Below are 25,625 nucleotides of genomic sequence, written 5' to 3'. Positions count from 1 at the left end.
AAGGTCCTTCTGTCTGTCCCGAACTTGCCTAACTTGCCTCGGGAAGGCACGAAGAATCTTACTAAGTTCACGGGTACTATTTATAACCCGAAAGCCTTCCGCCATATTCAAGCATTCTATAGAATTACCTGGACGTGTTGACTGCCGTTTTAACCCTTTGCCAAGCTGCAACAATTTAGCATGCGTTGATAACCCGGGAAGGATTTCAAATTTCTCTAAGTGTTTCTATCAAGCCGGCATTTTTCCCTTTAAACCTTACGATGAGCAGTGGGTCTTTCATGTTGTCATGAACCATCTTTTCTGCAAGGCTACCCAGGAATAAGGCGGCCGCGGCAGTTCTTCCTTTGGCCCCGATAATAATGACATCCGGCTTGACCTCTGCCGCAAGGTCATAGATATCGCTTGCCAGATTGTCATTGGTATCTAAAGAGTAGACATCGGTAATTTTTATACCACGGGGATTGATCTTTTTGAAGAATTTATCAAACGCTTCCTTAGCATTCTTCTTCATTATTTCAGCAAAGTCTTCGAATGACTTTCCTGTGTAGTGATAGCCCGTAGGAACACTGTAAACGTTTTGACATATAATCTCTCCTTTACCACCGGTTCGTACTGCAAAATCGATTGTTTGCTCAAGCGCCAGCTTGGAGTAGTTGGAGAAGTCAATGGGAACCAGGAATTTATCGACTTTTGGTTCGGCATTTTCAGGAACGATCAGCAGGTTGCAACTGGCCCTTCTTGCCAGACGTACTGTTGTTACCCCTGTGCCAGGCAGCGTTTTTTTCTGACCTATAATGATCAGGTCGGTTTTAGCCTTCTCAGCCAGCTCCAATAGCATGGGTGGCTGCCCTTTTTTGACCAGATAAGTGACCTTTACCTTCTTCTTAGGCTGAAAGTTGGCTCTCACCACCTCCTTGATCTTGTTTTTACGCTCACTAATGGCATTTTCTATAATATCCGGAAATTCCTTTTTTACCTCCTTGGGGATATTCAGGTTGCGGATAATGTTAACAAATGTCACTTTTTCGGCAGAGGTATGGTCAACCAGAAATGAAGCATATTTAACCAGGGTGGGGTCTAGTTCTGAAGTGTCAAGTCCTACTAATAAATTCTTAAATGGTTCCATAGGTTTACGATTGCGCCTGCAAAATTAGGCCAAAGTAATACTATAAAAATAATATTACCACTTAATTTCTTATTCAATTTTAATTAATTCATCAGCCAGCATTTCCACCTGCTCTTTGGAGTGGGTGGGGAAGTTGGCAATCCGGATATGCTGCTCCTTAAATTTGCTGTATCCACTGCCAATAACAAGTCCTTTTTCTGAAAGTTTTGAAATAATGCCAGCGCTTGGGTTAGTACTTTTTGCTACAAGCGTGGTCTTAGATTGGTGTTCCCGGTTGGAGACAAAAGCCGATAGCACGGGTGACTGATCAAAGGCCTGGTACAGTACTGCTGCTTTATACTCTGTTTCACGTCTGATCTGATCTATGCCTTTTTTTAGCATATCTTCGGCTACTTTACCTAATAAATATACTCCCAATACATTTGGTGTCTCAGGAGTTTGATTTTTTGCAGCTTTTTCCATTAAAGCCGGAAGGCTGTGGTAAGACCCTATAACCAGCCCTTCATTCATCAGTTTCTCCGCCTTTTCAAAGCACCTGTTGTTGACCACCCATACCCCCAGACCAGCCGGCAAACCGAAGCACTTTTGTACGGAAAAGTAAGCGGTGTCTACCAGCGAATAGTCAATGTTGATATAAGGAGTGGACGATACCACATCTACCGCAATCAACTGATTTGGAAACGCCTTTCTTATAGTATAAATATCCTCGACAGGCTGGGCTGCGCCTGTACTGGTTTCATTCTGGGTAATCGCAATCAGCTCTGTCGTTTCGGGGATGAGCAGCTTTTCCACATCCACCACCAGCCCTTCTTTCACTTCATTGGACAGCGCATTGATGTTATAGTTTTGCGCGATTTCATGAAAACGTTTGGAAAAAGCCCCATTTACAAAATGAAAAGATTCAGTACGGACCAGGTTCTGTATGATCCTTTCCCAGACCTCTGTTGCAGATGAAGTAAAAAAGACATGGTAGTCTGCCGGTAGTTGCAGTAGCTGGCGTACACCCTCAACAGCAGCAGCATGTATATTTTCATACGCTCTACCACGATGAGATAAGGATGGTACGCTCTCTTTTAAAGCTGTCTTTATATGTTCTTCAACAGTAAAGTATAGTTGCGAAGGACCAGGAGTGAAGTAGAATTTTCTCATAATCAGTGTGATGCTTTAAACTGACGCCAAAATTAGTTAACACATTTCATATTGAAATAATATAAGTGTGATTATTCGTAATGGTAGCTTAACCCCGGGGACAATTTAGAGTAATAGTCACTACCTACATTTGTATCGTATGGGTTTTATAAAGATACCCTATGGGTTTAGGTTGAAATAAAACTTTTTAGGGTATCTTTTTTCACTTTACTTTTCATGAAGGAATATAAACGCCCCGTAGATGTAGTAGTAATATCAGATGTACACCTGGGCACCTACGGCTGTCATGCCGAAGACCTGCTCCGCTACCTCAAAACAATCAGGCCAAAAAAGATCATTCTTAATGGCGACATTATAGACATCTGGCAGTTTAGCAAACGCTATTGGCCTAATGCCCATATGCAGATCATCAAATACATTACCAGTATGCTGAGCAAAGGAACAGAGGTGGTGTATATCACTGGTAATCATGATGAAATGCTGCGCAAGTTTGTTGGTTTTAAACTGGGGGGCTTTTCTATTGAAAATAAGATCGTACTGGAACTGGATGGCAAAAAAGCCTGGATCTTTCATGGTGACGTTTTTGATGTTACCATGCAGTATTCCAAATGGCTGGCCAGGCTCGGCGCCATCGGCTATGATACCTTAATACTCGTCAATACATTCGCCAATTTTATATTAAAAACCCTTGGCAGAGGGAAAATATCCTTATCTAAAAGAATAAAAGACAGTGTAAAATCCGCTGTGAAGTTCATCAATGATTTTGAAACCACTGCCGCAGACATAGCCATTAGCAATGGATATGATTATGTATTGTGCGGACACATACATCACCCTGACATACGAACTATTCGAACAGAGAAAGGGGAGGTGGTGTACTTAAATTCCGGTGACTGGGTTGAAAACCTCACTGCGCTGGAGTATAGCAATAAAGAGTGGAACATTTACAACTTTTCTACTGATATGGTAGCAAAAACGGTAAAACTGAGCAAACGGGGAAAAGCCTCTCTCAATAATGAAGATATTTTTAAAGACATGATCAACGAATTTTTAATGGTAAAATGACACGTATTTTATATGCCATCCAGGGTACCGGCAATGGTCATATCAGCAGGGCTATGGATGTAGCCCCGGAACTCGAAAAATATGGACAGGTGGACTACCTGGTGAGTGGAGCGCAAGTAGATATAGCCTTGCCACAAACCGTAAGGTACAAGTCAAAGGGTCTGAGCTTTTATTTCGGAAAAAATGGAGGGATCAATTTTTTAAAAACCTTTACCAACAATTCTTCAACAACGCTCTACAGAGAGGTCCGGGACTTTCCCATCGATAATTACGATCTGATCATCAACGACTTCGAACCCATTACCGCCTGGTCTGCAAAGTTAAACGGGAAAAAGTGTGTGGCGCTTAGCCACCAAAGCGCTTTGTTGTCAGATAAATGCCCAAAACCTAAGTCAAAAGATGTAGTGGGTAAAATGATATTGAAAAACTATGCCCCAGCTTCTAAGCACTATGGTTTCCATTTCAATGCCTTTGACAGCAACATCCACACCCCGGTGATCAGGAAGGCTATCAGGAGTATGGATGTGCAAAACCACGGGCATTACACCGTCTATTTACCGGCCTATAGCGACCATAGAATTATTGAAATACTGAGCCAGGTGAGGAGTGTGAAATGGGAGGTATTCTCCAAACATAGTCAGAAAGCCTATGAAATCGGAAATATCAATTTATCTCCGGTCAGCAACCAGGCTTTCGTGAAGAGCATGGTTTCCTCGGAAGGGGTGCTGTGTGGTGCTGGCTTTGAAACACCTGCCGAGGCTTTGTTTTTAGGGAAAAAGCTTATGGTGATACCGATGCGTGGTCAGTATGAGCAACATTGCAATGCCGCTGCTCTTCAGGAAATGGGCATTCCGGTAGTAAAAAAACTAAAAGGCTCATCCATTGAAAAGATAAAGAATTGGGTGAAAGACGGAGAAGCGATCCAGGTAAACTATCCTGACGAATTGGAAAAAATTGTGGCTGGTGTTATAGAAACGGAGGTGGGAAAATGAGTAGAGAAATATCTCATAAAATATTGATCATAGACGATGATAAAGACATACTTGACCTGCTGAAATACAACCTGAAAAAGGAAGGGTATGAAGTAATGGTAGAGCGCAAAGCCTCTAAATCTCTGGAGGTCGCCAGGAAATTTCAACCGGACCTGATCATACTGGATATCATGATGCCTGAGGTTAACGGGATAGATGTGTGCAAGATGTTAAGAGAGATCCCGGATTTTAACAAGACCTATATATTCTTTCTTACCGCTAAGTCGGACAAAGGTCTGCAGTCGCTGGCTTTAGGAACAGGGGGTGATGACTACATAGAAAAAATTACCGGACTCAGGGCTTTGATGCACAAGGTATCTACAGTATTAAAAAAGGACCTGGTGATCAGCAAGAGGATAAAGAAGATCCATTTGGGAGATCTTTCGCTTGAGCGGGATAAAAACATGATCTCCTACAAGAACAGGGTAATTATTCTGCCAAAAGATGAATTTGAATTGCTGTATTTTTTTGCTCAAAATCCAAAAAAGGTCATCACACAAAATAGTCTGCTCAATAACATATGGGGGTCAGACGTCTATATATTCAGCAAGTCTGTCGATGCATACATAGCCAGTATCTGTCAAAAGGTAGGTACGCACCTGATTACCAGGACGAATAAGGGGCAGTATAAGCTGGTAACCTCATAGTGATTTACGATTTTTGATTTACGATTTACGAATCTATAAGGCGTACAGTCATCTCGCCAGTCCCGAGCTTGCCCTCAGGAATCCAATCCCATGCAAGCCAGGGACTGACTTCAATAAAAAGGTTTGTCATGCCGACTTTGGAGGTATCTTACTAAGACTTTTATCCACATATTCTTAGTAAGTTCCCTCTTTCATCGGGATGACAGCCCTTAACGTAACCGCATTGATTTACGATTTATGAATTACGAATTGGAATTGCATATTATGGGTGAGCGGGATTCCGATCTCTTTCGCGGTAAGCCAGCAAGAGGTCCCGGCTTGAAGTTGGCACGGTGAGGCCCAGTTTCTCGAATAGTTGTGTTGCCGCTATTGCCACAGGAACGTTAGCGTAGTATTGATCACGAGCAAAATGGATATACTTTAATACTTTGAAACCGTCAAACCATTGAAAAAAATGTCTTGAAAAGGTTTCAGGAGATGCTGAATGGCGATTGATCCTTTCTACATGATTCTCAATATCATTGCTTTGAAGAAACCCTCTGAGTGACTCTGGAAGAGATTGCATCAGATCAAAAAAGGCCTTTGGGGTTACTTGATACAGGTTGGCGACCGTATCCAGGAATTGCTTCAGGTCCTCGAAAATTTCAGGTGCATAGGTGTGCAATTGCCGACTGACCAACCAGTCATTGACTGCCTTGCCGGTTCCGAAAGGTACACGATCTGACCGCCTTGGTGAAGGGATCACGCGTGTATTGTTTATTTCACCAAAATTGCCCAGCGGAATGATCTTGTGCAGGAAGTAAAAATCTTCGCCAGCTTTGCGTCTGTTCATTCCACCCTGCTTTTGGTATGCAGCGCTTCTCACCGCCATACTCGAACCAATGGTTTCATAGGCATATGGAAAACCGGCATATCGCAGTGCATTCACATAATACCTGAGAAAGAGTTCGTAATCAATAATCGCCTCATAAATATCCTTTTCATAATCGCCCTCCAGTGGGTGTTCGAAATATATTGAACAGCCGGGTGCGTGTGGGTTCTTCCTGAAAAAATTATAGATAGCCTGCAAGTAATCGACTTCGCATATGCTGTCAGCGTCAAAACAAACGATCACACCTTCAGGCTTCTTCCAATATTCAAAGCGCCTGACGGCTTCATCCATGGCTATTTTACGGGCCAGGCCCACACCCGCATGCTTTCCGGGCAGATCGTTTTTGTAAAGGATATAGAACCTGAGATACTCAGTAGAATGAAGTGCAGCCCATGCCGTGGCTTCTTCAAAGGTGCGCTTGTTTTGGGCCGAAACAGTTGGAGATGCCTCTATGGATTCGTTGATCACCACGATTACTTCCGTATATACGGCATCGGTGATACATTGCCTGAGAGATTGCAGACTGCGGATCAACTGCGGCTCGTTATAGCAGGGAATAGTAACAATGAGGTCGAGCTGAGGGTGGGGGAGATCAGTGATAAGCTGTTCCCCATAAGCATATCTGGTGAGATAAAGATTGTTGTTTATGGCGCCAATCTGTTGATCTTCCATGAGTTATCCTTCAGTGTATAAACGATCCTGTCGTGAAGTCTGCTGGGCCTGCCTTGCCAGAATTCTACTACAAAAGGCCTCACCAGGTAGCCGCCCCACTGCTCAGGCTTGGGCAATACCTCCTGATCTTTATACTTTTCAGCCAATACTGCTTCACGTTCTTCGAGGATCTTTCTGCTTTCTATAACAGTACTTTGAGGAGAGGTCCAGGCACCGATCTGGCTGCTTTTGGGGCGGGTCTGGAAATATTTTTCCGATTCTTCTTTACTGATCTTTTCTACCGTGCCCTGCACCCGTACCTGCCTCTCCAGCTCCGGCCAGAAAAAGTTAAGTGCACATACGGGATTAGCTTCCAGTTGCTTACCCTTGCTGCTCTGATAGTTGGAATAAAATACAAACCCCTTTTCGTTAACCTCTTTTAGTAGCATTATTCTCGAGGCAGGGATGCCATCCGCGCTGCTGGTAGCCAGATTCATAGCTGTTGGCTCTGTTACCTTGGCATCTAAGGCTTCTTCAAGCCAGGTTTTAAACTGATCAATGGGATCATGATGTACATCTTGTTCACTTAATGAATGTCTGGCATACTCCAGTCTGATGTTGGCGAGACTCTTTTGCATAGCTGTTAATTTTTGTGGTCAAATTTAAAATCTTTGATCATTATTAGGCTAAGGATTTTTAATAAATAAATCTTTTCCTTTTAATTGAGGATTGAACGAAATTGTAATGAGTACCTGGTCGTGAGTCGCTGGTCTTGAGCAAGAGATTTCTCGATACTGATACGAATTTCTAAATACTGAAAAAAATATGAAGTTAAGCATAGAACTGGCATGTAAAAGCAGTCAAGCCTGGATTGATACAGTGATGAACGACTTTGATTCGTTCCTTCAGGATCATGCAAATTGTGAGCGAAAGGCTTCTGCCATGGCCATGAGTTTTGTAGCTAAATATCCTGACCGGGTGGAGATCATTCCTGAGCTGATCGAAACCGGGATCGAGGAACTTGAACATTTCAAGGCCGTATACAGCGTTATGGAGAAGCGCGGGGTGAAGTTACCTGCTGAAATGGGACAAGATATATATGTAAAGCAACTGATAGATCACTGCCGGTCAGGACGCGAAGATCGCTTCATGGACCGATTGCTATTGGCTTCCATCGTAGAATGCCGCGGAGCAGAACGCTTTAGAATGGTATACGAAGCGCTGGAACCTGGTGAGCTGAAAAGCTTTTACCATAACTTGTGGGCCTCAGAGGCCAAGCATGGTAATATTTTTGTCAAGATGGCTTTAATTTATTTTGATAGGGATAGTACTTACAAACGACTGGAAGAATTAAACTTAATAGAGGCTGAGGTGTTATCATCTTTACCTCTTCAACCCGCATTGCATTAATATGGATTATTTTAAATTTAACAATAATCAGAAGCCGGAAAAAGGGAGTTTGCTCATTTCAGAACCATTCCTTCCTGATCCGAATTTTGAAAGGACAGTTGTGTTGCTTTGTGAACACAGCAGCGAAGGATCATTCGGCTTTGTGTTGAATAAGGTTTCGGCTGTTACGCTTGAAGAAATCATGGAAGATGTCAACAGCTTCAACGAACCGGTGTACATAGGCGGACCGGTTCAGCAGGATACACTGCATTTTATTCATCGTGCGAACTATTTGGAAGGTGGTGTAGAAGTGAGCCCGGGATTGTATTGGGGTGGTAATTTTGAACAGTTGATGATCCTTATCGACACCAAACAGATCAAAGCTGAGGACTTCAGGTTTTTTATTGGCTATTCCGGATGGGGTGCCGGACAACTGGAAGATGAGCTAAAAACGGATTCATGGATTGTGGCTAACCATGCTACTCCCGACCTGGTTTTCGAAGAAGATGGAGAAAATCTTTGGAGAGCAGTGTTAAAACAATTGGGAGGCAGGTATAACATATATTCAAATTATCCAACTGACCCACGTTTAAATTGAATGATTTTATTATTTTTACAGTTATAGAGGTTGAATACTGGTACAAATGGATAAAGAGAAGGACATCAAGGAAATAGAAAATTTAGATACTGACAGCCAGGATGTTGATGAACAGCAGAAGGTATCTCAGGAAAAGTCTGCCGAAATCGAGGAACAGACTTCCGGGGAAAAGGATACTGCTGAGGAAACAACTAAAGAGGTTGTAGCCGATACTTCCGGGCAAAGTCAGGAACAGTCATTGGATTCAGAAGTAGATCTGGGCGAAAAGGACAGCGAGGAAGAAGACGAGGAAGAGCATGACGAAGAAATAGATTATTCTAACTTTTCTAAAGAAGAATTTGTAGAGCTGATAAAATCATTGGCCAAAGACGATAATGTTCAAAAAGCTGAGCGTGTAGCTCGTGAGATCAAGCCTCTTTTCGATGAGATAAAGGAGAAGGAGCGGGGTGAAGCACTCGAAAGGTTTGTTGCAGACGGTGGTGCGGAGGAAGATTTTGACTTCAAATATGATGAGCTCACCACCCGCTTTGATGCTAATTATAAACTCATCAGAGACAGGCGTGCTCAGTTTGTAAAGGCCAAGGAAGAGCAAAAAGAGGCTAATCTTAAAAAGAAACAGGCTATCCTTGAAAAGCTTCGTGAATTTGTTGACTCAGAAGAGACCAATATCAGCTTCAATGAGTTTAAAAACCTACAAAACGAGTGGAAGGATGTGGGCCCGGTACCAGGGGCATATGCCAAAACACTTTGGGCAAACTACAATGCTCTTGTAGATCGTTTTTACGACAACAGAAGTATATATTTCGAACTAAAAGAGCTCGACAGGAAGAAAAACCTGGAGTCGAAGATTGAGCTATGTGAACGCGCTGAAAAGCTGGTGGAGCATGAAAACCTGAAAGAAGCCATAAAAGAGCTCAATGAGCTGCACCATGAATTCAAGCACATCGGCCCTGTGCCACAAGAAGAGCAGGAGCCCCTGTGGCAGCGTTTTAAGGGCGCTTCTGATGCCGTTTACGCACGGAGGAAGGAGTTCGTGGAGCAATTGAAATCGGAACTGGAGGAAAACCTTAAGGTAAAAGAGCAGCTTGCCGAAGAGGTGCAGCCATTTGCATCATTTGACTCTGATCGCATCAAGGAGTGGAACGCCAAGACCAAAGAGATACTGGATGTGCAGAAGAAATGGGAAGCAGTGGGTGGGTTGCCTCGCGCTAAGGCCAAGGTAGTAAACAAGAAGTTCTGGGGTACCTTTAAAACATTCTTTAACAATAAAAGTGCCTTCTTTAAAAAGCTTGATGCACAGCGGGAAGGAAACCTGGAAAAGAAGAAGGAGCTGGTAAACAGAGCAGTGGAAATCAAAGACAGTATTGACTGGCAAAAAACGGCTGATGAGTTTAAGCGGCTGCAGCGGGAGTGGAAAGAGATCGGCCCGGTACCTGAAAAATACAGAGAGTCTGTTTATAAGGAATTCAAAGAGGCTGCAGACCATTTCTTTGATAAAAAAAGGTCTAAAAATAACGAGGTAGAGAAGGAATTCGAAGAAAACCTGAAGAGGAAAGAAAACATCTGTGATCAGATAGAAAAGATGGCAGTAGAAAAATCTGACGACCTTGAAAAGTTCAGAGACCTTCAGGATGAGTATCTCGACATTGGATTTGTACCGCGCAAGAGCATATCGAAAATAAAGAGCCGCTACTCAGAAGTAGTTGATAAATTCATCAATGGCATGGAGGGGCTTTCCAATGAAGATCGCCAGCAGATCCGCATAGAAAACCAGGTAAACAAACTGCTCAGCGGACCGAATGCAGATCAAAAGATTCACCGAAAGGAGCAGGCGATCAGAAAGCAGATCAACAAGGTAGAACATGATATTGCTCTGTGGAAAAACAACCTTGAGTTCTTTGCTGATTCGAAAACAGCCGACAAATTGAAAGACGAATTTAACTCTAAAATTAAGTCTGCCAACAACGAATTAAAGAACCTGAAACAGCAGTTGAGAGTGATCAGAACAGTGTCTGACTAAAAAAGTAAAAAAAATTTTTTAGCGAAGGTTTGCATTTAAAATATCGTGCATTACATTTGCAGTCCCTTACGGTAACAACCACTCAAAAGTGAGGAGAAGTTAACCAATAAAGGGTTTGATTAATAAAAGAAGCCTCCATAGCTCAGCTGGCCAGAGCAACTGACTTGTAATCAGTAGGTCGTTGGTTCGAATCCGACTGGGGGCTCTGATAAGCCTTGTAAACGAATAATTTGCAAGGTTTTTTTGTTGCTAACCTTGTTAGGGAAAATTGCTCTGCGTCATGACTATCTCTAGTGCGCATCACTCTCCAAAGACAATTCACACTCAAATCTTCGAAACGTTTACTGAATCATCAAAGTTTAGATAAAGCTACTCCATTTTTCGCATCCGAATTGTTAGAAAATCCTTGTTTCTATTAAGTAGATTTGTACGAAAAGAATTTGGCGTACAGATTAAAAACAAGAAAACCTGATACAAGCACCCAATACCTGATCAGTTTAATGCTTATCGTATTGGTGACGATTACCTGTTACTTTTTAGCCAATCTTATAGGCTACAGGGAAGTAGCCCTTGTGCTACTACTCGTAGTCTCTATTCTGGCAATGCTCTTTGACATTTTCCCGGTACTTACCGCTGCAGTCTTAAGTGCCCTTATCTGGAATTACTTTTTTATCCCGCCCACACATACTTTTCATGTTGGAACTCCCGAAGATGTACTACTTTTTTTGATGTATTTCGTTATTGCCCTGATCAACATCGTGCTGACTTCCAAGATCAGGAATTTTGAAAGGAAGGCAAGAGACAAAGAGGGTAGAGAAAAGACCATTACACTGTATAATACCCTTATCAATTCGTTGTCGCATGAATTGCGAACACCTATATCCACCATTGTGGGTGCCGTTGATACTATTCGGGAAAATGACACCAAGCTTTCAGAAGAAGATAAAGCAGAGCTTATTAATGAAATCGAAATTGCGGGTTTCAGACTCAACAGACAGGTTGAAAATCTTCTGAATATGAGTCGATTGGAAGCAGGCGTACTTCAGCCTAAACTCGATTGGTGCGATGTAAATGAACTGATGCATACAGTCATCCGAAATTACCGGGATAGTGCTACAGACTATAAGATATATTTTGAACAGAATGAAAATTTGCCTTTATTCAAAATTGACAGGGGACTGATAGAACAGGCGCTGAATAACATTCTCCACAACGCCCTGCACTACACTCCCAAGGGATCATCGATCGAACTAAGAGTATTCCAGAGTGATAGCGGTTGCGTGTTTTCAATTTCCGATAATGGCAAAGGTATATCCGAAAGTGATGCTGCTTTTATTTTTGATAAGTTTTATCGAGGTGCCCGGTTTTCTACCGGAGGGTCAGGCTTGGGTCTTTCTATTGCCAAAGGCTTCACTGAAGCGCACAACGGAACGATAAGATTAAAAAATAAAAAGGCCGGTGGTGCCGAATTTATTATTGAGCTCCCTGCGAAAAGCATGTTTGTAACCGATGATGAATTAAAGGATGAACAAGGCTGAAATACTCATTATAGATGATGAACCGCAGATCCGTAAGCTTTTACGAATTACATTAGAAAGCAATCAATATAAGGTTGTACAGGCCGCCTCCGGAAAGGAGGGCCTGGTAGCGGCCGCTAATCATCCACCCGAGTTGATCTTGCTGGACATAGGTCTGCCGGATAAAGATGGGCATCAGGTGCTAGCGGAATTGCGAGAGTGGTATCATAAGCCCATAATTATTCTGTCCGTAAAGGACAGTGAGCAGGATATCATTTCCGCTCTGGATAATGGTGCAACTGATTATATTACCAAGCCGTTCAGGTCTGGAGAATTGTTGGCTCGAATACGTTCAGCGATACGTTTGGGGCAGAATATGCATTTACAGGAACCCTTGATAACAGCAGGAGATTTGCAGGTTGATCTTATAGCAAGGGTAGTAAAGCGAAATGCTGAAATTGTTAAACTGACCTCAACAGAGTACAACTTACTTGCCCTTTTTGTCAAGAATGCAGGTAGGGTACTTACGCATCAATACATTTTAAAGGAGATTTGGGGCGTTGGCTATCAATCCGAAACACAGTACTTAAGGGTATTCGTTGCTCAACTGAGGAAAAAGATAGAGGACAACCCCAATAATCCCCGGCATATTATCACTGAAAGTGGCGTAGGCTATCGCTTTAGCTAGGTCTTTATAAAATCTTTATATCCACATCATTTTTTTTATCCTTCCCTTATATCATATCAACTTACTTTGCCTATATAATCCTTCTCCCTGATTGGAAGGGAATAGCTGATGGTGTTAAGTAACGATGTTGTGCGAATGAAATTGAGAGGACGTACTGTGGTTCACACTCGCCCCCGAACCAATGGCTTATGAGACTAAACTACAAAGTCATATTTAATCTTCTGGGGCTGTTATTGATTTTCAATGGCCTTTTTATGTGGTTATGTCTTCCATTTTCAATGTACTATCATGAAGATGTCAGGCCAATATTCATTTCCGGGGCCATAACGGCAGGGGTCGGACTTTTTGTTTGGCTCGTAACAAGGAAGACCAGGAATAAAGAACTAAAGAAAAGAGATGGTTTTTTGGTAGTATCGCTTGGGTGGATATTAATGTCGGTATTTGGAACTCTTCCATTTTTACTTTCGGGTCATATCGATAATTTCACCGATGCATTCTTCGAAACAGTGTCTGGCTACACTACAACCGGGGCTTCCATTCTCAATAATATAGAAGCGCTACCTTACGGCCTGCTATTTTGGAGAAGTACCACACAATGGGTAGGAGGAATGGGTATAATTGTTTTGGCCCTGGCGATACTGCCGACATTGGGGATAGGAGGTATGCAATTGTTTGCTGCAGAAGCTTCAGGAGTAACACATGACAAACTCAAGCCAAAAATCAAGGACACAGCCAGCCGTCTATGGTCAATTTATCTTGGACTTACTATTCTGGAAACGGTCATCCTAATGTTTGGAGGGATGACTTTTTATGATGCTTTAAGCCACTCGTTTACAACTATGGCGAGTGGGGGCTTTTCTCCTAAAAACAATAGTGTTGCCTACTATGATTCACCATTTATACAATATACCATCATTGTGTTTATGATCATTGCCGGCACTAACTTTTCACTGTTGTACTTCTTTTTTAAGGGAAAGTTCAAGAAAATATTTGCTAATGAGGAGTTTCGGGTATACATACTAATCATTGTGGTGGTGTCTCTGGTAACAACGGTGATAGTATTTTCACAGACATGGAATGAGTTTGAGAAGGCATTTCGCGATGCCCTGTTTCAGGTAGTTTCAATTATTTCGTCTACCGGATTCGCTACTGCTGACTACACTACATGGACATCTCTTGTCTCTTTCATATTCCTGTTGCTTATGCTTTCGGGGGCATCTGCAGGTTCTACATCAGGGGGGATCAAAGTGATTCGATTTACCCTACTTCTAAAAAATAGCTTTTTGGCTGTAAAAAGGCAGTTGCATCCTTCTGCGGTCATGCCTGTTAGAATCAGTGGACGTGCTGTTAAGGAGGATACCATGTTCAATGTCATGGCTTTCGTTATCCTCTATTTAACGATATTCGTTTTTGGTGTGTTTATTCTCACCTTTACGGGAAACGACATTGTAACCTCTTTGGGAGCAGTAGCTACTTGTCAGGGAAATATAGGCCCTGGTTTGGGTACAGTTGGCCCGGTAAATAATTTTGCGCACCTCAATGATATAAGCAAATGGACGCTGTCAATAGTGATGATCCTTGGCCGTCTGGAGCTATTTACTATATTGGTTTTACTGACACCAAATTACTGGCGAGGCTTGTAGGGCTTACTAATCAATTATACCAGGTCGGCATCTTATCACCCAGCTTCTCTTGCGCTACTCCATACCAGTAAGTCATCTCATCCAGGCGGTTGAGGTTTTCACAAAGCACCGCCATATTGTAAGCAGCCCGGCCTGCTATTTTTGATTCTTCTGATCTGGTTAGTGGTAAAAGTTCATTTTCAACCTCTGCCCAATGGCCCATTTGGTATGCCTTGTAAGCTCTGCTGAACCCTTTGGTATGGTAAAATTCACGTTGTTCAACAACTGATACCGGATAGAATTTGTGTATGAACTTCCTGCCCAATTCGTCAGAAATGAGCTTGGCATTTTTGTCTGCCTTACCCATCGATGGTCCCACGGCCAGAAGTCCGCTGATCACAGACCTTTTATCGTGCTGGATCCTCAACTCATCGCGATAGCGATCCAATACCTGTCCGTATCGGTTATACATCCCGATGTAGGTCTCCACCACCAGGTCGTAGTAGGCCGTTCGTTCCTTAGTGCCATCCTCTAACTTCACCACGTCAACTTCCTGGTCAAAGTAAAGATTATATGCATCCAGAGTCAGCAGATACCCTTTATTGTGGATCGTACAAAGCTGTTCTGCACGTGTGGCACTCAGATCATTAGCCGGTTCTACGGGCGCTGTATTACCTATAATAGTATCAGCCAGGGTAAGGTGAAAGTATCTGCTGGTATCAAAGCCGGCACTAAGTCCCTGCAAAAAGGCATTATGTCCAAGCTTAAAAACTTCTACCTTGTTATCGTTATTAAAAGGTAGGCTGTCGGCATTGAATCTGCTGATGAAAAGGAAGTCTCCCTTGTTATCAGGTAAGCGAATTTCAGGTGGAAGTGTCTTACTCACCGGTACAAAGGTGCTGCATGATGCCATTATAATGGCCAAAGCAAGCAATAATAGAGGTCTCATGGTATGGTTGATCGAAATTCAAAAGGTTAATTTCGAGCAAATAACCCGAAAAGCAAATGAAGTTCCTGACAATTTTAAATGAAACCGCCTATCGCTCCGCTCTCTGCCCTTCGCCCTTCGCCGGGTCAAGTACCGGGAAAGCTTAGCGCCTGATCGGACTTCCTCAACAGTACGGTTTGCCAAACTTTCAGAAGTTTAGTAAAGCATCCCTGAAGTTTTTGCCTTAAGCACATTGAATGTAAAATGGATGTCTACCCTCAGCACTCAGCGCTTATCGCTCCGCCTCGTTATCTGTTTAAACTGCTAATATCACGGTTTTCCGTGATGTTTTATTAGGCTTTTTGGTAGTAGGTTTGTTTTGTAAAATCAAAATCAATTAAAAACCAAACTAAAAACGCATGAAAAAGTTTAAAATCGAAAAGATCAAAGTGGAAAGCTTCGTTACCGAAATGGAAACTAAGCAAAGTGAGACAGTAAAGGTAATGGGTGGAGCTTCAGCAACTGTATGCGGTAAAAATGAATGCCCTACGGTAATTACATTCGGCTACTGGACGCATTGCTGTGGTGACTCTGGATATTACTGCGAAGCATAATCTGATCTTGAAGCCGGCTCAGAGAATTTCCATCACTTTGGGTGTCATTTCTGGCATTTGTTACTTTGGTTTAGGTTGAAAGTAAACATGCTCAGGCAGGCAGTCCCTGCTTTGGGACGGCTTCTTTTTACGAATTATCTGTCAGTGGTATCAGCGCAGTGAAGGTGCTACCTATTCTTTCCGTACTATCTACCAATACTTTTCCATCCAGTCGCTCTACTGCCAAACGCACTATATGCAGCCCCAGCCCACTGCCTTTTGAGGCTTCGGTGCCTTTGTAAAACATATCAAATATACGGTGCATACGACTTTCATGTATGCCTATGCCATTGTCTTTAACCTTTATGGATAACCCCTCTCTGGTGCGATTGATCAACACAGCTACTTCAGGAGAATCACGATATGGAGCGGTGAATACAATTGCATTCTCCAAAAGCTTTTCCATGATGAGTTCAAGCAGGTAAAGATGAGACTGACATTCCTTGATATTAAGTTGACTAACCATGTTGACTTTGTTGGCGAAATCGGGGTTTTGCGCTTGTAAGCGTGCGAAGATTTTTTTTAGCAGGGCCGGGAAATTTACCGGGGCCGTTTGTAAAGGCCCTTCGATAATATTGGTCAACTGATCAAGGTCATATATCAGGTGATCGGCTTTTCTGGCTGATTGTTCTATATGGGTGACCATTAGCGGCATATCTTTATCATGCCTGTTCATCTGCATAAGCGCTGTAAGTCCAAGAATTGATTTGACAGGCCCTCTTAAGTCGTGTGATGCTTTATAAAAGAATAGCTTCAGGTCCTGGTTAGCATTGCGAAGCTCAGCTATCTTATTATTCAGATGCTTTTCATACTGTCTGCTTAAAGCAAATATTAACAGCGCTGATAGTACCACAAAGGTCCATCCTTTGTATGTCTGCAGTTCGCGTATTACGTGCTTATCATCGAAAAAAGTATCTACAGCCACATCCGATAATAAAATCCATGTAGCGCCAATAATAAAATATATCGTGGCAATTCTTAATGAAGGCCTCATTTTAGGCATTGGCTATCGTCTGTTAAGTCTTAGAATAACTGCCACAAATTACCCGCTATTATGCTCCTTTATAAAGGGTATGTAATATTATATGTGGTTTTAAATAAAGATCCATTACAGAATATATACTCCGGGAATCCACTCATGATGCTTCAACAAACCTCTGTTAACCCTGCGGCCTCAGCTTGTTATTGTTGCGAGAGAAGGGGCTTACCAAGGTCAACTGCACCCATGAGTATTTAGCATCACTCACTGTTGTAACTTCAACCCGTTTACCGTGACCATATTATGCCCTGACACCCGCACTTTTAGGCGTCAGCCAATGACTCAGATCCCTGTTGAGCATAGTTCCCAGTTGAGTGATATCTTCTTGATAGATTTCGTTTGTTATCTGATCGTGCAAAGCAGGGGAGAGTTTGGGCTGCTCCAGGTTCCTGTTTTGAAGGTTGTTGACCATCTTTTGGAGCCAAATATTTTCCTTGGCTTTATTATAGATGGTTGTTGGCGCCATTTTCTTGATCATTACCTTAAAAACACTGTTGTGACCCAGGGTTCTGTCATAAAATCTATTTTTGATGATCCCGGATTTATTGTACTTAACCGAATCATTGATGGTTTTCAATGGCTCCACCCCCAAAAAGTTAAAGATGTCTTTCATCAGGGCCAGCGAATCTTTTCTCAGATCATCATTTAAATATACCCTGATATTTTCATGAGGAAATAATTCATAATACCGCGACAGGTTTTTATAATAGAATCCCTCTTTTACAAGATCATTGCGTTGCCACCAGATAGAATTTCTATCAAGTACATCGTTGAAGTTTTCTGATGGCAGGCGCTTGTCTCTTGCAAGATGTAAATAACGTGAATATAGTCGCTCCGTTGGCTGGCGGAGGATGGCAATGAGCTTAACATCCGGAATGTAGTGTTTGATACGTTCAGCGGCATGTTCTACTGTCAGATAGGTATTGGAGGTTTCGCCTTTAAGCTGGTCTGCTTTGGCCTCCTTGAAAAGCTCCTGGTAGTCTGTAAGATTGGTAACGGATTGTTTATAATGCCTTAATACATATTTATCCATTTTATCCGTTGATACATTGTCATAGGCGAAAAAATTGGGTTCCTTTACCTTGCTAAAAAATAGCCCGGGATGTTGCTTGAGATAGTTATCCAATGAGGTAGTTCCTGACTTACCCGCTCCAATAATTAAAAAATCGGGCAACAATTGTTTATCAGACATAGCTGTTTAAGTAATTGATCGTGAAAAGTTTAGTTAAAACTATTTTAAATTAACCAAAAAGGATGAAGTTTGTTAAAGGAACAGAATGATTTAACCCAAAAGCCTTTTGAGTATTTGGCAAAGGGCTATCACGTCTCAAATTTATGAAAATAATGTTAGGATTTATATTTATAATTTTCTCATTTGTTCTGTATCATAACCCGCTTGCACAGCAGGTCGGGTACGATGAAATTTCACGTAAGGATAAGCCTGCTTTTGATGAATTCCTGGGCGTTAATTCGGTACGGGAATCAACGATAGAGATGATCCGGGATCAGTATCGCGTGGCTACGTACCATAGGATATTTGCTATGGATGCTTACCTGTTTACCGGTGAAGAGATTGTGGTTGACAGGAGGGGTAATAACCTAAAGGTTGATCTATCTATACCTCATGATGAATATCCCAACGATAAAATGGGATTTAACCCTTCAAAAGGGGCCGGTGGTTTTAACTTCGATGAATTTTTGCTTCGAATGAAGGAGAATGGTCTGCATTCCATTCCGGTTTTAGCTCGTAATCTACTGTATGCCAATGTGCCAGAGAATAATATTATTAACGTATGGCAATTGCCATACGACAACGGTGGTAACCCTGAGGACCCCATGTCGTACAAGGCATACTCCTCATTTTTATACCAGTTTGCCGCTCGCTATGGAAAGAATAAGTTCAGGAACGAAGGTGGCACCATAGACCCTGCCACCCTTAAGCTCACCGATTCCAACGAGCCAAAAGCAGGTTTGGATCTCGTTTACGCCATAGAGCCTGGTAATGAGATGGATAAAGACTGGATTACTGATAAAGAGCAGATGACACCCCCGCGCATGGCGGCCTTTTTATCTGCCGCTATTGACGGACATATGGGGCAAATGGGGCCTGGCCATGGTATACGCACTGCAGACCCCGAAATGAAAATACTATTTCCCGGACCGATAGATATAAAGCCTGATTATATACTGGCTGTGAGGGATGAAATATTGAAATTACGGGCCAACGCTAAAGAATTGGGATATCCGGTAAACCCTTTTGAGAATTTTGTGATGACCGCACATATCTATCCCTTCAAAGGAGGCCGTGCTCAGAAAGGAGAGGGGGGTGAAGTGATTGAAAACACCGATATAGTGACCAAATCACTGGAATTTGTTGCAAAAATGAAGGAGGCCTTTGATGGCTGTGAGGTGTACCTGACCGAAATAGGCTATGACAAAGTGGTGAATGCCCACAGTCAACTGGGGACCCCGGCAACCCTCTCCGACCCGGTAGGTTCGCATCAGATCAGTACGTACTCACAGGCCAAGCATATCAGCCGTCTGATCATGAATGTTTTCGCTACCGGATATGACAAAATGTTTCTCTTCACCCTTAAAGATCCTGCTATGATCGGTCATAGTGGCTACAAAGTAAAATTTAGCACTTCAGGGCTGATCCGAAAAAACGGTGTAAAAGATCACTCATGGTTTGCTGTCAATACTATGAGACACCGGCTAAAGGGCTTTGTTTTCGATTCTCTGGAAGAGCAGGGAGACCTGAGAGTTATGCGCCTGAAAAACGGAGAAAAAATGGCTGTCGTTACCTGGTTGACCTCGAACAGCGATGCCACCTGGAAAGGCTATACGCTGGACCTTGGGGATAATTATAATAAAATAAAGCTCATCAAACTTGAGGATAATCAGCCTTTAGGGAGGGAGTCGCTTCTTGCCGAAGACAGCGAGACAGTTGAGCTTACAGTAGAAGAATTTCCTAAAATTGTGATTGCTGAAAATTAATTAACACAGTCAACATCTATCAATCCTCCTATTGGTTATTTTTTTGAATATATTGCAAAAATTATTGTTGCTTAAGTTTTAAACCTAGATATGAATAAAGAAAGTGCGCCCGCAAAACCCTGGGCCAAAGTATTGAGAAAAATGCTGGGACAGCGTTTGTACAGTGATATCAGAGCTAACTTTTTATTCAGGTCCTCCGACAGCCCCTTCCCTCTATACCCGGACACACCCTTTAATCCACATTGGGATCATTTCCTCAATGCAGATGCTAAGAGCAGTGGCGCGGCTACGGGGTCCATGGTTTATATAGTTTCGCCTACCCAACGAAGTGGCACCAACTTTCTGGGTAATCTCCTGGAGAGGCACCCTCAATTGCAAGCCCCGTATGGCGCTGAGCTGCCCATGGAGCAGTGCCTGTATTCATACAGCCATTTTATAAAAAACTACTGCTATAAAACGGTGAGCACATGGAAGAAATGGGTAGAAGGGGGCGATGAAAGACTGGAAAAACATGCCAAAATGCTGATGAAACACATGGGTGACGGGCTCATATCATACTTCAAAGGCTTTATAGAAAAAGATTGTACACTGCTAATGAAAACGCCCGATGCCGGTAATTTGGACAACTTTTTCCACATGTTTCCGGAGGCAAAAGTGGTTATTCTCATCAGAGATGGCAGAGATACCATGGAGTCATTTTCCAAATCGTGGGGTGGCTCAGGGGCATTTCGGCAGATGAGCCAGCGCTGGTCACAACGAGTAGATACTATTCTGAAGTTTCAACAACAGGCGGACGAGGCCGGGTATTCCGACCAGCACATGGTAGTAACCTATGAGCGCCTCAACGAAAATACCCCGGAAGAACTCAAGCGTATTTTTAATTTCCTTCATATAAATCCAGCACTATATCCCTGGGATCAGGTCGAAGAAGTGCCGATATTAGGATCTTCAGCCTATAAAGGGGATGATCAGCAGGTGCATTGGAAACCAATCGAGAAGACGAAGGAATTTAAACCAAATCAAAAATGGGTAAGCTGGAGCAGTAAGAAAAAGGCAACTTTCAAAGCGGCTGCAGGTAAGAACCTGGTGAAGCTTGGTTTTGCTAATAACAACGATTGGTAATTGGCTATGTTTAAAAAAATATTCGGATCATACTGGTTTAAATCAGGATCCCTTACTTTACTCAACAGGGTTTCAATTACTGCGTTTGGCTTACTCAATTTCTTTTTCCTTATACGGGTGCTAAACCAGAACGATTTTGGAATATGGGTTGTCTTTTTATCGGTAACAGCTCTTTCCGAATCTATACGAAATGCTTTTATTTACAACCCGCTGCTCAGGTATCTCAACTCCGAGGATGAAAAGAACAGAGATGATATTATCAGCGCCTCACTGGTACTCAACCTTATCGCAGCGACTATCATCTCCGTAATATTCGTAGGCGTGGCTTTTACCATCAATTTTATGATGGATGCACCACCATTGCGGAACATGCTGCTCATCAGCATTATCGCTATCTACGGATTTACGTGGTTTGCCCATTTTAGCTTCCTGCAACAGGCTAATTTTAGATTTGCAGGCACCTTTTTTAGTACTTTTCTACAGAAGTTCACCCTCTTTGCTTATATCCTCTATGTCTATATTTTTGATGTGGATACTTCCCTGTACCTGCTGGCGCTGGTATACAGCCTGGGGTATGTGCTCAGCTCCACAAGTGCTTATATATTTGCCAGAAATGAGCGAGCCTTCAATAAAAACTTTAATCGCGTATGGCTATCGAGATTGTTTCATTATGGAAAATATACTCTTGGTACAAATGTGAGTACTATGCTGAACAAATCCACCAAGGAATGGTTTCTTGCCGGTATGATAGGTAATGCGGCGGTAGCTATTTTTTCTCCCGCAGTGAGGGTAGCCAATCTTTTTCAGATACCTCTTGATGCTATAGCTTCGGTTTTCTACCCGGAGATGATCAACAGGGTGAAAAATGAAGGGTTTCAGGCTGCGAAGTATCTTTATGAAAAGTCTGTGGCCATGATATTGGTAGTAACGGTTCCTGGAGTGCTGCTGGTATTTTTTCTGGCTAAATACATAGTGCTTTTCATAGCGGGACCTGACTATCCTGCGTCCATACCGGTTTTACAGATCATGGCTTTTTATGGTATTTTTGAGCCCTTTCAAAGGCAATTCGGAGTTACGCTTAACGCCATTGGTAAAGCACATATTAACTTTTATTTCATTATACTCAGCTCTATTCTTGGTATTATCATCACCTATTTTTCCATTAGATATTATGGCATAATAGGGGCTGCTTATGGTACGTTAATAACATATTCACTTGCGGCAGTGGTGATACAGTACATTCTTTATAAACAAATTGGAGTGAATACGCTTAATATATTTAAGTTTAGTGGTCAGGCTATCCGGCAGGGATATGAGACGGTAATAAAATCAACAGCAAAAAAGCTTTTATAAATGATTGAGCCTGAAGAAGATAAAGACAGTGGGAAGAAGGTGATTACCAGTGTATATAAGGTGATCGTTCTTGGCTTTATGGCTATGGTATATCTTCTGATCTTTCTGAAATTAATGTTCTTTTAGCTAAGTAATTATGAGACAGTGGCTATTTGATAGGATCGTTGTAGAGAAGTTTAACAACTTCTTTGGCTTGCTGATACTGTTGATACTCAGCCTGGCCGCGGTTGTAGCCATTATACATATGGGTGTAAAAGGGGGAGTGATGATATTTTCCCTGATTGTAGGTGTGCCCGTAGTGCTTTATAGTCTGGGGAATACACGCTTTGCCTACATGGTATTGATCGTGTTCACCACCTTCATGGCCTTTATCACACGGCTTTTCTCAATAGATGTTCCCTTTGGGGTCGGTATCGATGCCTTTCTGCTCTTGCTGCTCTTTGGAACTATTGTAGAGTATATCTTTTCCCAAAACAGAGCTTCGATAGCAAAGGAATTTTCATTTACCAACCCCATATCCATCGCTATCATTGTATGGACGGCCTACCTGTTGCTGCAGGTGGGAAATCCCTCCGGTACCTTGTCCGGGTATATGTTTGGATTAAGGAATATACTACGCGGATTGGTGACGTTCATTATAGCACAGCGTGTTTTTACCCGGCTGAGCTTCGTGCATTTCTTTGTTACATTCTTTATAGCGCTGGGGGTTATTATTGCTATATATGGCATTTACCAGGAGTTTGCCGGATTGCCTTCTTTTGATCTGAAGTGGGCAACGCTGACAAAGGAACGGATCAATCTTTTGTTTATCCAGGGTAAGTGGAGAAAATGGTCTGTATTGTCGGACCCCGCGATCTTTGGCCTGCTGATGAGCTTTGGAGGTATTGTGGCCTGCCTGATGGCGTTGGGGCCATTTACCTGGAGGAAAAAACTATTCTTCGTCTGCTCTGGATTACTAATGCTGCTGGCCATGTTCTTTTCAGGAACACGAACCGCCTATGTAATGATCCCGATTGCACTGGGTACCTATGTGATCATTAATATTGCCAAAGTAAAAACATTGGTTTTTGCCTGCTTGTCAGCGCTGATATTCATCATCATCTATTTCGGGCCTTTCTATGCCAAGCCTATTGTCCGGTTCAGATCGGCTTTTAATCCCTCCGAAGATGCCTCAATGAACCTTCGTGAATATAACCGCGAGCGTATCAGGCCTTATGTGCATAGTCACCCGATAGGTGGGGGGCTCACGACAACGGGAGGATATGGCGAAAGGTTTTCCCCGGGGCATCCTTTATCCGGATTTCCACCTGACGGAGGATTCATGAAAACACTGCTTGAAACAGGATGGATAGGACTTTTGTTAGAAATGGGCGTTTATTTTACTATTTTGGCAGTTGGTATGTCCAACTATTATAATTCCCGTGACCCGGTGATAAAAACCTACTACGCGGCATTTGCCGTAAGCTTTTTTGCTTTGACCATAGCCCTATATGCCAAAGAAAATATTACACAATTTCCTTTGAACTTCATACTTTATGGTATTTTTGTCATGATGTATAAGTTGAAAAAGTTTGATTCCGGTTTAATCTCAAAACATAATTATAAATGAAAAAACTAATCGTACTGTTAATGATCTTCTTACCGCAGCTCATTCATGCTCAGAAGGTTGACTACAATGCTGTGATCTTACCTGATAATGTTACGGATATCAGCTTTGCAGAAAAGCTGGTAAGACTGGCCTGGAGAAATAATCCGGCCAATGATATACTGGTGCATGAACGGGAAATTTCGGATCTGGAGATCAAACAAGCACGCTGGCAGTGGCTTGACGACTTCAGGGTGCAGGGTAACCTCAACGAATTTGTACTGAATGAAGACGCTGACGTGGCCGGCCGGGCTGCTTTTTTTCCAAAATACAATATTACCGGCCAGATCCGGTTAAGCTACTTCGTAGGACTTCCTATTGAGGTTAAGAAAAAGAAACAGGAAGCGCTGATAGCAAAGTCGAACCAAGACCTTCAAAAACTGGCTATCAGGGCAGAAGTGCTGACTCGCTATGAAACGTACCTGATGCGTAGAGAGCTTTTAAAAATACAGACAGAAATACTGGAAGATATCTACGCTTCGCTTTCTATAGCAGAGCAAAAATTCAAAAACGGGGAGATCACACTCGACATTTACAACAGGGAACTGGACAGGTACAATGTCCAGAAGGTAAGACAGGTGACTGCTCAAGGTGAATTCAACATCTCCAAAGTGGCGGTAGAGGAGATGATCGGTGTGAAGATGGAGGATGTGCAGTGATTTAGATGTTAAACGTGAGATGTTAGATTTGAGATTGCTTGTAGCATAAAGCCTACAGCTTGAAGCTTATTGGTGCAGAGTGATCTGCACCTTTTTTATTTATGATTGACGAATGACGAATGACGATTTGGGATTTTCAGAATGACTATATGCTTGTAGCCCGAGGCTTACAGCTTAAAGCTCCGCTTCCTCAAACACTTACCGTTTTGCAGCGTTGTAAAGGCGAATGAAGAAGCTAAATATAGCAGATTGGTTTTCTGTGTACCGCATTGCGGCATTGCCTGTGATCATTGTAGCTATTCTTCTGGATAAAAGGACGATGACTGGCTGGCTGCTGATCATCAGCTTTTTGACGGATGCCATTGACGGCTATCTGGCAAGAAAGAAGAAGATAACTTCCAGAAGAGGGGCGAGGTTGGATTCTGCTGGTGATGCCCTGACTTTTTTGGTGGGAATTTTTGGAGTTTACATATTTGGACTGGAAAAAATATTCCAGCATTTCTATGTTATCAGTGTTGCACTCAGCTTGTACCTTTTTCAATTGATCCTTGGTTTTATCAGATATGGCAAGTCCAGCAGCTTGCACACTTATTCTGCTAAAACGGCCGCTGTATTGCAAGCCACTTTCCTCGTTATTTTTTATTTGCATGAATGGGTGCCCTGGTTGTTTTGGATAGCTATTATCATCAGTATCATTGAAACCATTGAAGAGATCATTATTATTTTTATTCTGCCAAAATGGGAAACTGATGTAAAAGGACTTTACTGGGTGCTTAAAAGAAGATAGTTTTTATGACTAACTGATTATTAATTAACGTGAGTTCGATATAAAGATACTAATCAGAGGGGCAAAAT

24 protein-coding genes and 1 tRNA gene are annotated in these 25,625 nt (G+C 42.4%); 18 read left to right on the top strand and 7 right to left on the bottom strand.

Features of this window, described 5'->3' with window-relative positions:
- Window positions 1-205: 205 nt before the first annotated feature.
- Complete coding sequence (locus C900_RS11140; RefSeq protein WP_009579962.1) at window positions 206-1,126, bottom strand: universal stress protein; 921 nt, start codon at window positions 1,124-1,126, stop codon at window positions 206-208.
- A 69-nt stretch (window positions 1,127-1,195) separates the two neighbouring features.
- Window positions 1,196-2,275 (bottom strand): aminotransferase class V-fold PLP-dependent enzyme, encoded by a 1,080-nt coding sequence (locus tag C900_RS11135; RefSeq protein WP_009579961.1) that lies wholly within the window; start codon window positions 2,273-2,275, stop codon window positions 1,196-1,198.
- 216 nt (window positions 2,276-2,491) lie between these two features.
- Between C900_RS11135 and C900_RS11130 the strand changes: the two genes are divergently transcribed.
- From C900_RS11130 to C900_RS11120, 3 genes are read left to right on the top strand one after another with little or no spacing between them, the layout of a single operon-like run.
- Window positions 2,492-3,340 (top strand): UDP-2,3-diacylglucosamine diphosphatase, encoded by an 849-nt coding sequence (locus C900_RS11130; protein WP_009579960.1) that lies wholly within the window; start codon window positions 2,492-2,494, stop codon window positions 3,338-3,340.
- A complete protein-coding gene (locus C900_RS11125; protein WP_009579959.1) occupies window positions 3,337-4,332 on the top strand; it encodes a glycosyltransferase family protein in 996 nt (331 codons plus the stop codon). The genes C900_RS11130 and C900_RS11125 overlap by 4 nt, the downstream gene beginning before the upstream one ends.
- The gene (locus C900_RS11120) at window positions 4,329-5,018 is read left to right on the top strand and encodes a response regulator transcription factor (RefSeq protein ID WP_009579958.1); all 690 of its coding nucleotides are present in this window, start codon (window positions 4,329-4,331) and stop codon (window positions 5,016-5,018) included. Before C900_RS11125 ends, C900_RS11120 begins: the two co-directional genes overlap by 4 nt.
- Before the next feature lie 262 nt (window positions 5,019-5,280).
- On the opposite strand, the gene C900_RS11115 is transcribed toward C900_RS11120, so the two are convergent.
- Entirely contained in the window at window positions 5,281-6,561 is a 1,281-nt protein-coding gene (locus C900_RS11115) for a glycosyltransferase family protein (RefSeq protein WP_009579957.1), read from the bottom strand.
- Complete coding sequence (gene pdxH / locus C900_RS11110; protein ID WP_009579956.1) at window positions 6,534-7,178, bottom strand: pyridoxamine 5'-phosphate oxidase; 645 nt, start codon at window positions 7,176-7,178, stop codon at window positions 6,534-6,536. The genes C900_RS11115 and pdxH overlap by 28 nt, the downstream gene beginning before the upstream one ends.
- A 187-nt stretch (window positions 7,179-7,365) precedes the next feature.
- Between pdxH and C900_RS11105 the strand changes: the two genes are divergently transcribed.
- The 7 genes from C900_RS11105 (at window position 7,366) to C900_RS11075 (ending at window position 14,395) form a co-directional block, all read left to right on the top strand.
- On the top strand, window positions 7,366-7,950 hold the full coding sequence (locus C900_RS11105; RefSeq protein WP_040496557.1) for a MiaE family protein: 585 nt from the start codon (window positions 7,366-7,368) through the stop codon (window positions 7,948-7,950).
- A gap of 1 nt (window position 7,951) precedes the next feature.
- On the top strand, window positions 7,952-8,527 hold the full coding sequence (locus C900_RS11100) for a YqgE/AlgH family protein (protein WP_009579954.1): 576 nt from the start codon (window positions 7,952-7,954) through the stop codon (window positions 8,525-8,527).
- Between the two features lie 46 nt (window positions 8,528-8,573).
- On the top strand, window positions 8,574-10,547 hold the full coding sequence (locus C900_RS11095) for a DUF349 domain-containing protein (protein ID WP_009579953.1): 1,974 nt from the start codon (window positions 8,574-8,576) through the stop codon (window positions 10,545-10,547).
- 131 nt (window positions 10,548-10,678) lie between these two features.
- Window positions 10,679-10,752: transfer RNA gene (locus C900_RS11090), tRNA-Thr, on the top strand.
- A 235-nt stretch (window positions 10,753-10,987) separates the two neighbouring features.
- Window positions 10,988-12,085, top strand: coding sequence for a sensor histidine kinase (locus C900_RS11085; RefSeq protein WP_221408125.1), 1,098 nt, complete (start codon window positions 10,988-10,990; stop codon window positions 12,083-12,085).
- Window positions 12,072-12,752 (top strand): response regulator, encoded by a 681-nt coding sequence (locus tag C900_RS11080; protein WP_009579951.1) that lies wholly within the window; start codon window positions 12,072-12,074, stop codon window positions 12,750-12,752. Before C900_RS11085 ends, C900_RS11080 begins: the two co-directional genes overlap by 14 nt.
- Window positions 12,753-12,940: 188 nt before the next feature.
- Window positions 12,941-14,395 carry a TrkH family potassium uptake protein gene (locus C900_RS11075; RefSeq protein ID WP_009579950.1) on the top strand — a complete coding sequence of 485 codons (1,455 nt, stop codon included), beginning with the start codon at window positions 12,941-12,943 and terminating at the stop codon, window positions 14,393-14,395.
- Window positions 14,396-14,405: 10 nt separating this feature from the next.
- On the opposite strand, the gene C900_RS11070 is transcribed toward C900_RS11075, so the two are convergent.
- On the bottom strand, window positions 14,406-15,323 hold the full coding sequence (locus C900_RS11070; RefSeq protein ID WP_040496556.1) for a DUF6340 family protein: 918 nt from the start codon (window positions 15,321-15,323) through the stop codon (window positions 14,406-14,408).
- 398 nt (window positions 15,324-15,721) lie between these two features.
- On the opposite strand from C900_RS11070, the gene C900_RS11065 reads away from it, so the two are divergent.
- Window positions 15,722-15,916 (top strand): pinensin family lanthipeptide, encoded by a 195-nt coding sequence (locus C900_RS11065; RefSeq protein ID WP_009579945.1) that lies wholly within the window; start codon window positions 15,722-15,724, stop codon window positions 15,914-15,916.
- A gap of 127 nt (window positions 15,917-16,043) precedes the next feature.
- Here C900_RS11065 and C900_RS11060 read toward each other — a convergent pair whose 3' ends face one another.
- Window positions 16,044-16,949: a sensor histidine kinase gene (locus tag C900_RS11060; protein WP_009579942.1), complete on the bottom strand. Its 906-nt coding sequence runs from the start codon at window positions 16,947-16,949 to the stop codon at window positions 16,044-16,046.
- A 286-nt stretch (window positions 16,950-17,235) separates the two neighbouring features.
- Window positions 17,236-18,186 carry a sulfotransferase family protein gene (locus C900_RS11055; protein ID WP_009579939.1) on the bottom strand — a complete coding sequence of 317 codons (951 nt, stop codon included), beginning with the start codon at window positions 18,184-18,186 and terminating at the stop codon, window positions 17,236-17,238.
- A 143-nt stretch (window positions 18,187-18,329) separates the two neighbouring features.
- Between C900_RS11055 and C900_RS11050 the strand changes: the two genes are divergently transcribed.
- The 7 genes from C900_RS11050 to C900_RS11025 all read left to right on the top strand — a co-directional run bounded on the left by C900_RS11050 (window position 18,330) and on the right by C900_RS11025 (window position 25,557).
- Window positions 18,330-19,991 carry a hypothetical protein gene (locus C900_RS11050; protein WP_185113970.1) on the top strand — a complete coding sequence of 554 codons (1,662 nt, stop codon included), beginning with the start codon at window positions 18,330-18,332 and terminating at the stop codon, window positions 19,989-19,991.
- 90 nt (window positions 19,992-20,081) lie between these two features.
- Window positions 20,082-21,113, top strand: a complete 1,032-nt coding sequence (locus C900_RS11045; RefSeq protein ID WP_009579937.1) for a sulfotransferase family protein — start codon at window positions 20,082-20,084, stop codon at window positions 21,111-21,113.
- Between the two features lie 6 nt (window positions 21,114-21,119).
- On the top strand, window positions 21,120-22,466 hold the full coding sequence (locus C900_RS11040; RefSeq protein ID WP_009579936.1) for an oligosaccharide flippase family protein: 1,347 nt from the start codon (window positions 21,120-21,122) through the stop codon (window positions 22,464-22,466).
- Complete coding sequence (locus C900_RS30835) at window positions 22,467-22,592, top strand: hypothetical protein (RefSeq protein WP_009579935.1); 126 nt, start codon at window positions 22,467-22,469, stop codon at window positions 22,590-22,592. It begins immediately after the preceding gene.
- A 10-nt stretch (window positions 22,593-22,602) separates the two neighbouring features.
- Complete coding sequence (locus tag C900_RS11035; RefSeq protein WP_009579934.1) at window positions 22,603-24,075, top strand: O-antigen ligase family protein; 1,473 nt, start codon at window positions 22,603-22,605, stop codon at window positions 24,073-24,075.
- A complete protein-coding gene (locus C900_RS11030) occupies window positions 24,072-24,770 on the top strand; it encodes a TolC family protein (RefSeq protein WP_009579933.1) in 699 nt (232 codons plus the stop codon). Before C900_RS11035 ends, C900_RS11030 begins: the two co-directional genes overlap by 4 nt.
- Before the next feature lie 226 nt (window positions 24,771-24,996).
- Window positions 24,997-25,557, top strand: coding sequence for a CDP-alcohol phosphatidyltransferase family protein (locus C900_RS11025; RefSeq protein WP_009579932.1), 561 nt, complete (start codon window positions 24,997-24,999; stop codon window positions 25,555-25,557).
- Window positions 25,558-25,625: the final 68 nt, after the last annotated feature.

Origin of the sequence: Fulvivirga imtechensis AK7 (genome assembly GCF_000331535.1) — a bacterium.
Taxonomy (GTDB): Bacteria; Bacteroidota; Bacteroidia; order Cytophagales; family Cyclobacteriaceae; genus Fulvivirga; species Fulvivirga imtechensis.
This window is presented reverse-complemented; position numbering and strand designations above follow the sequence as displayed.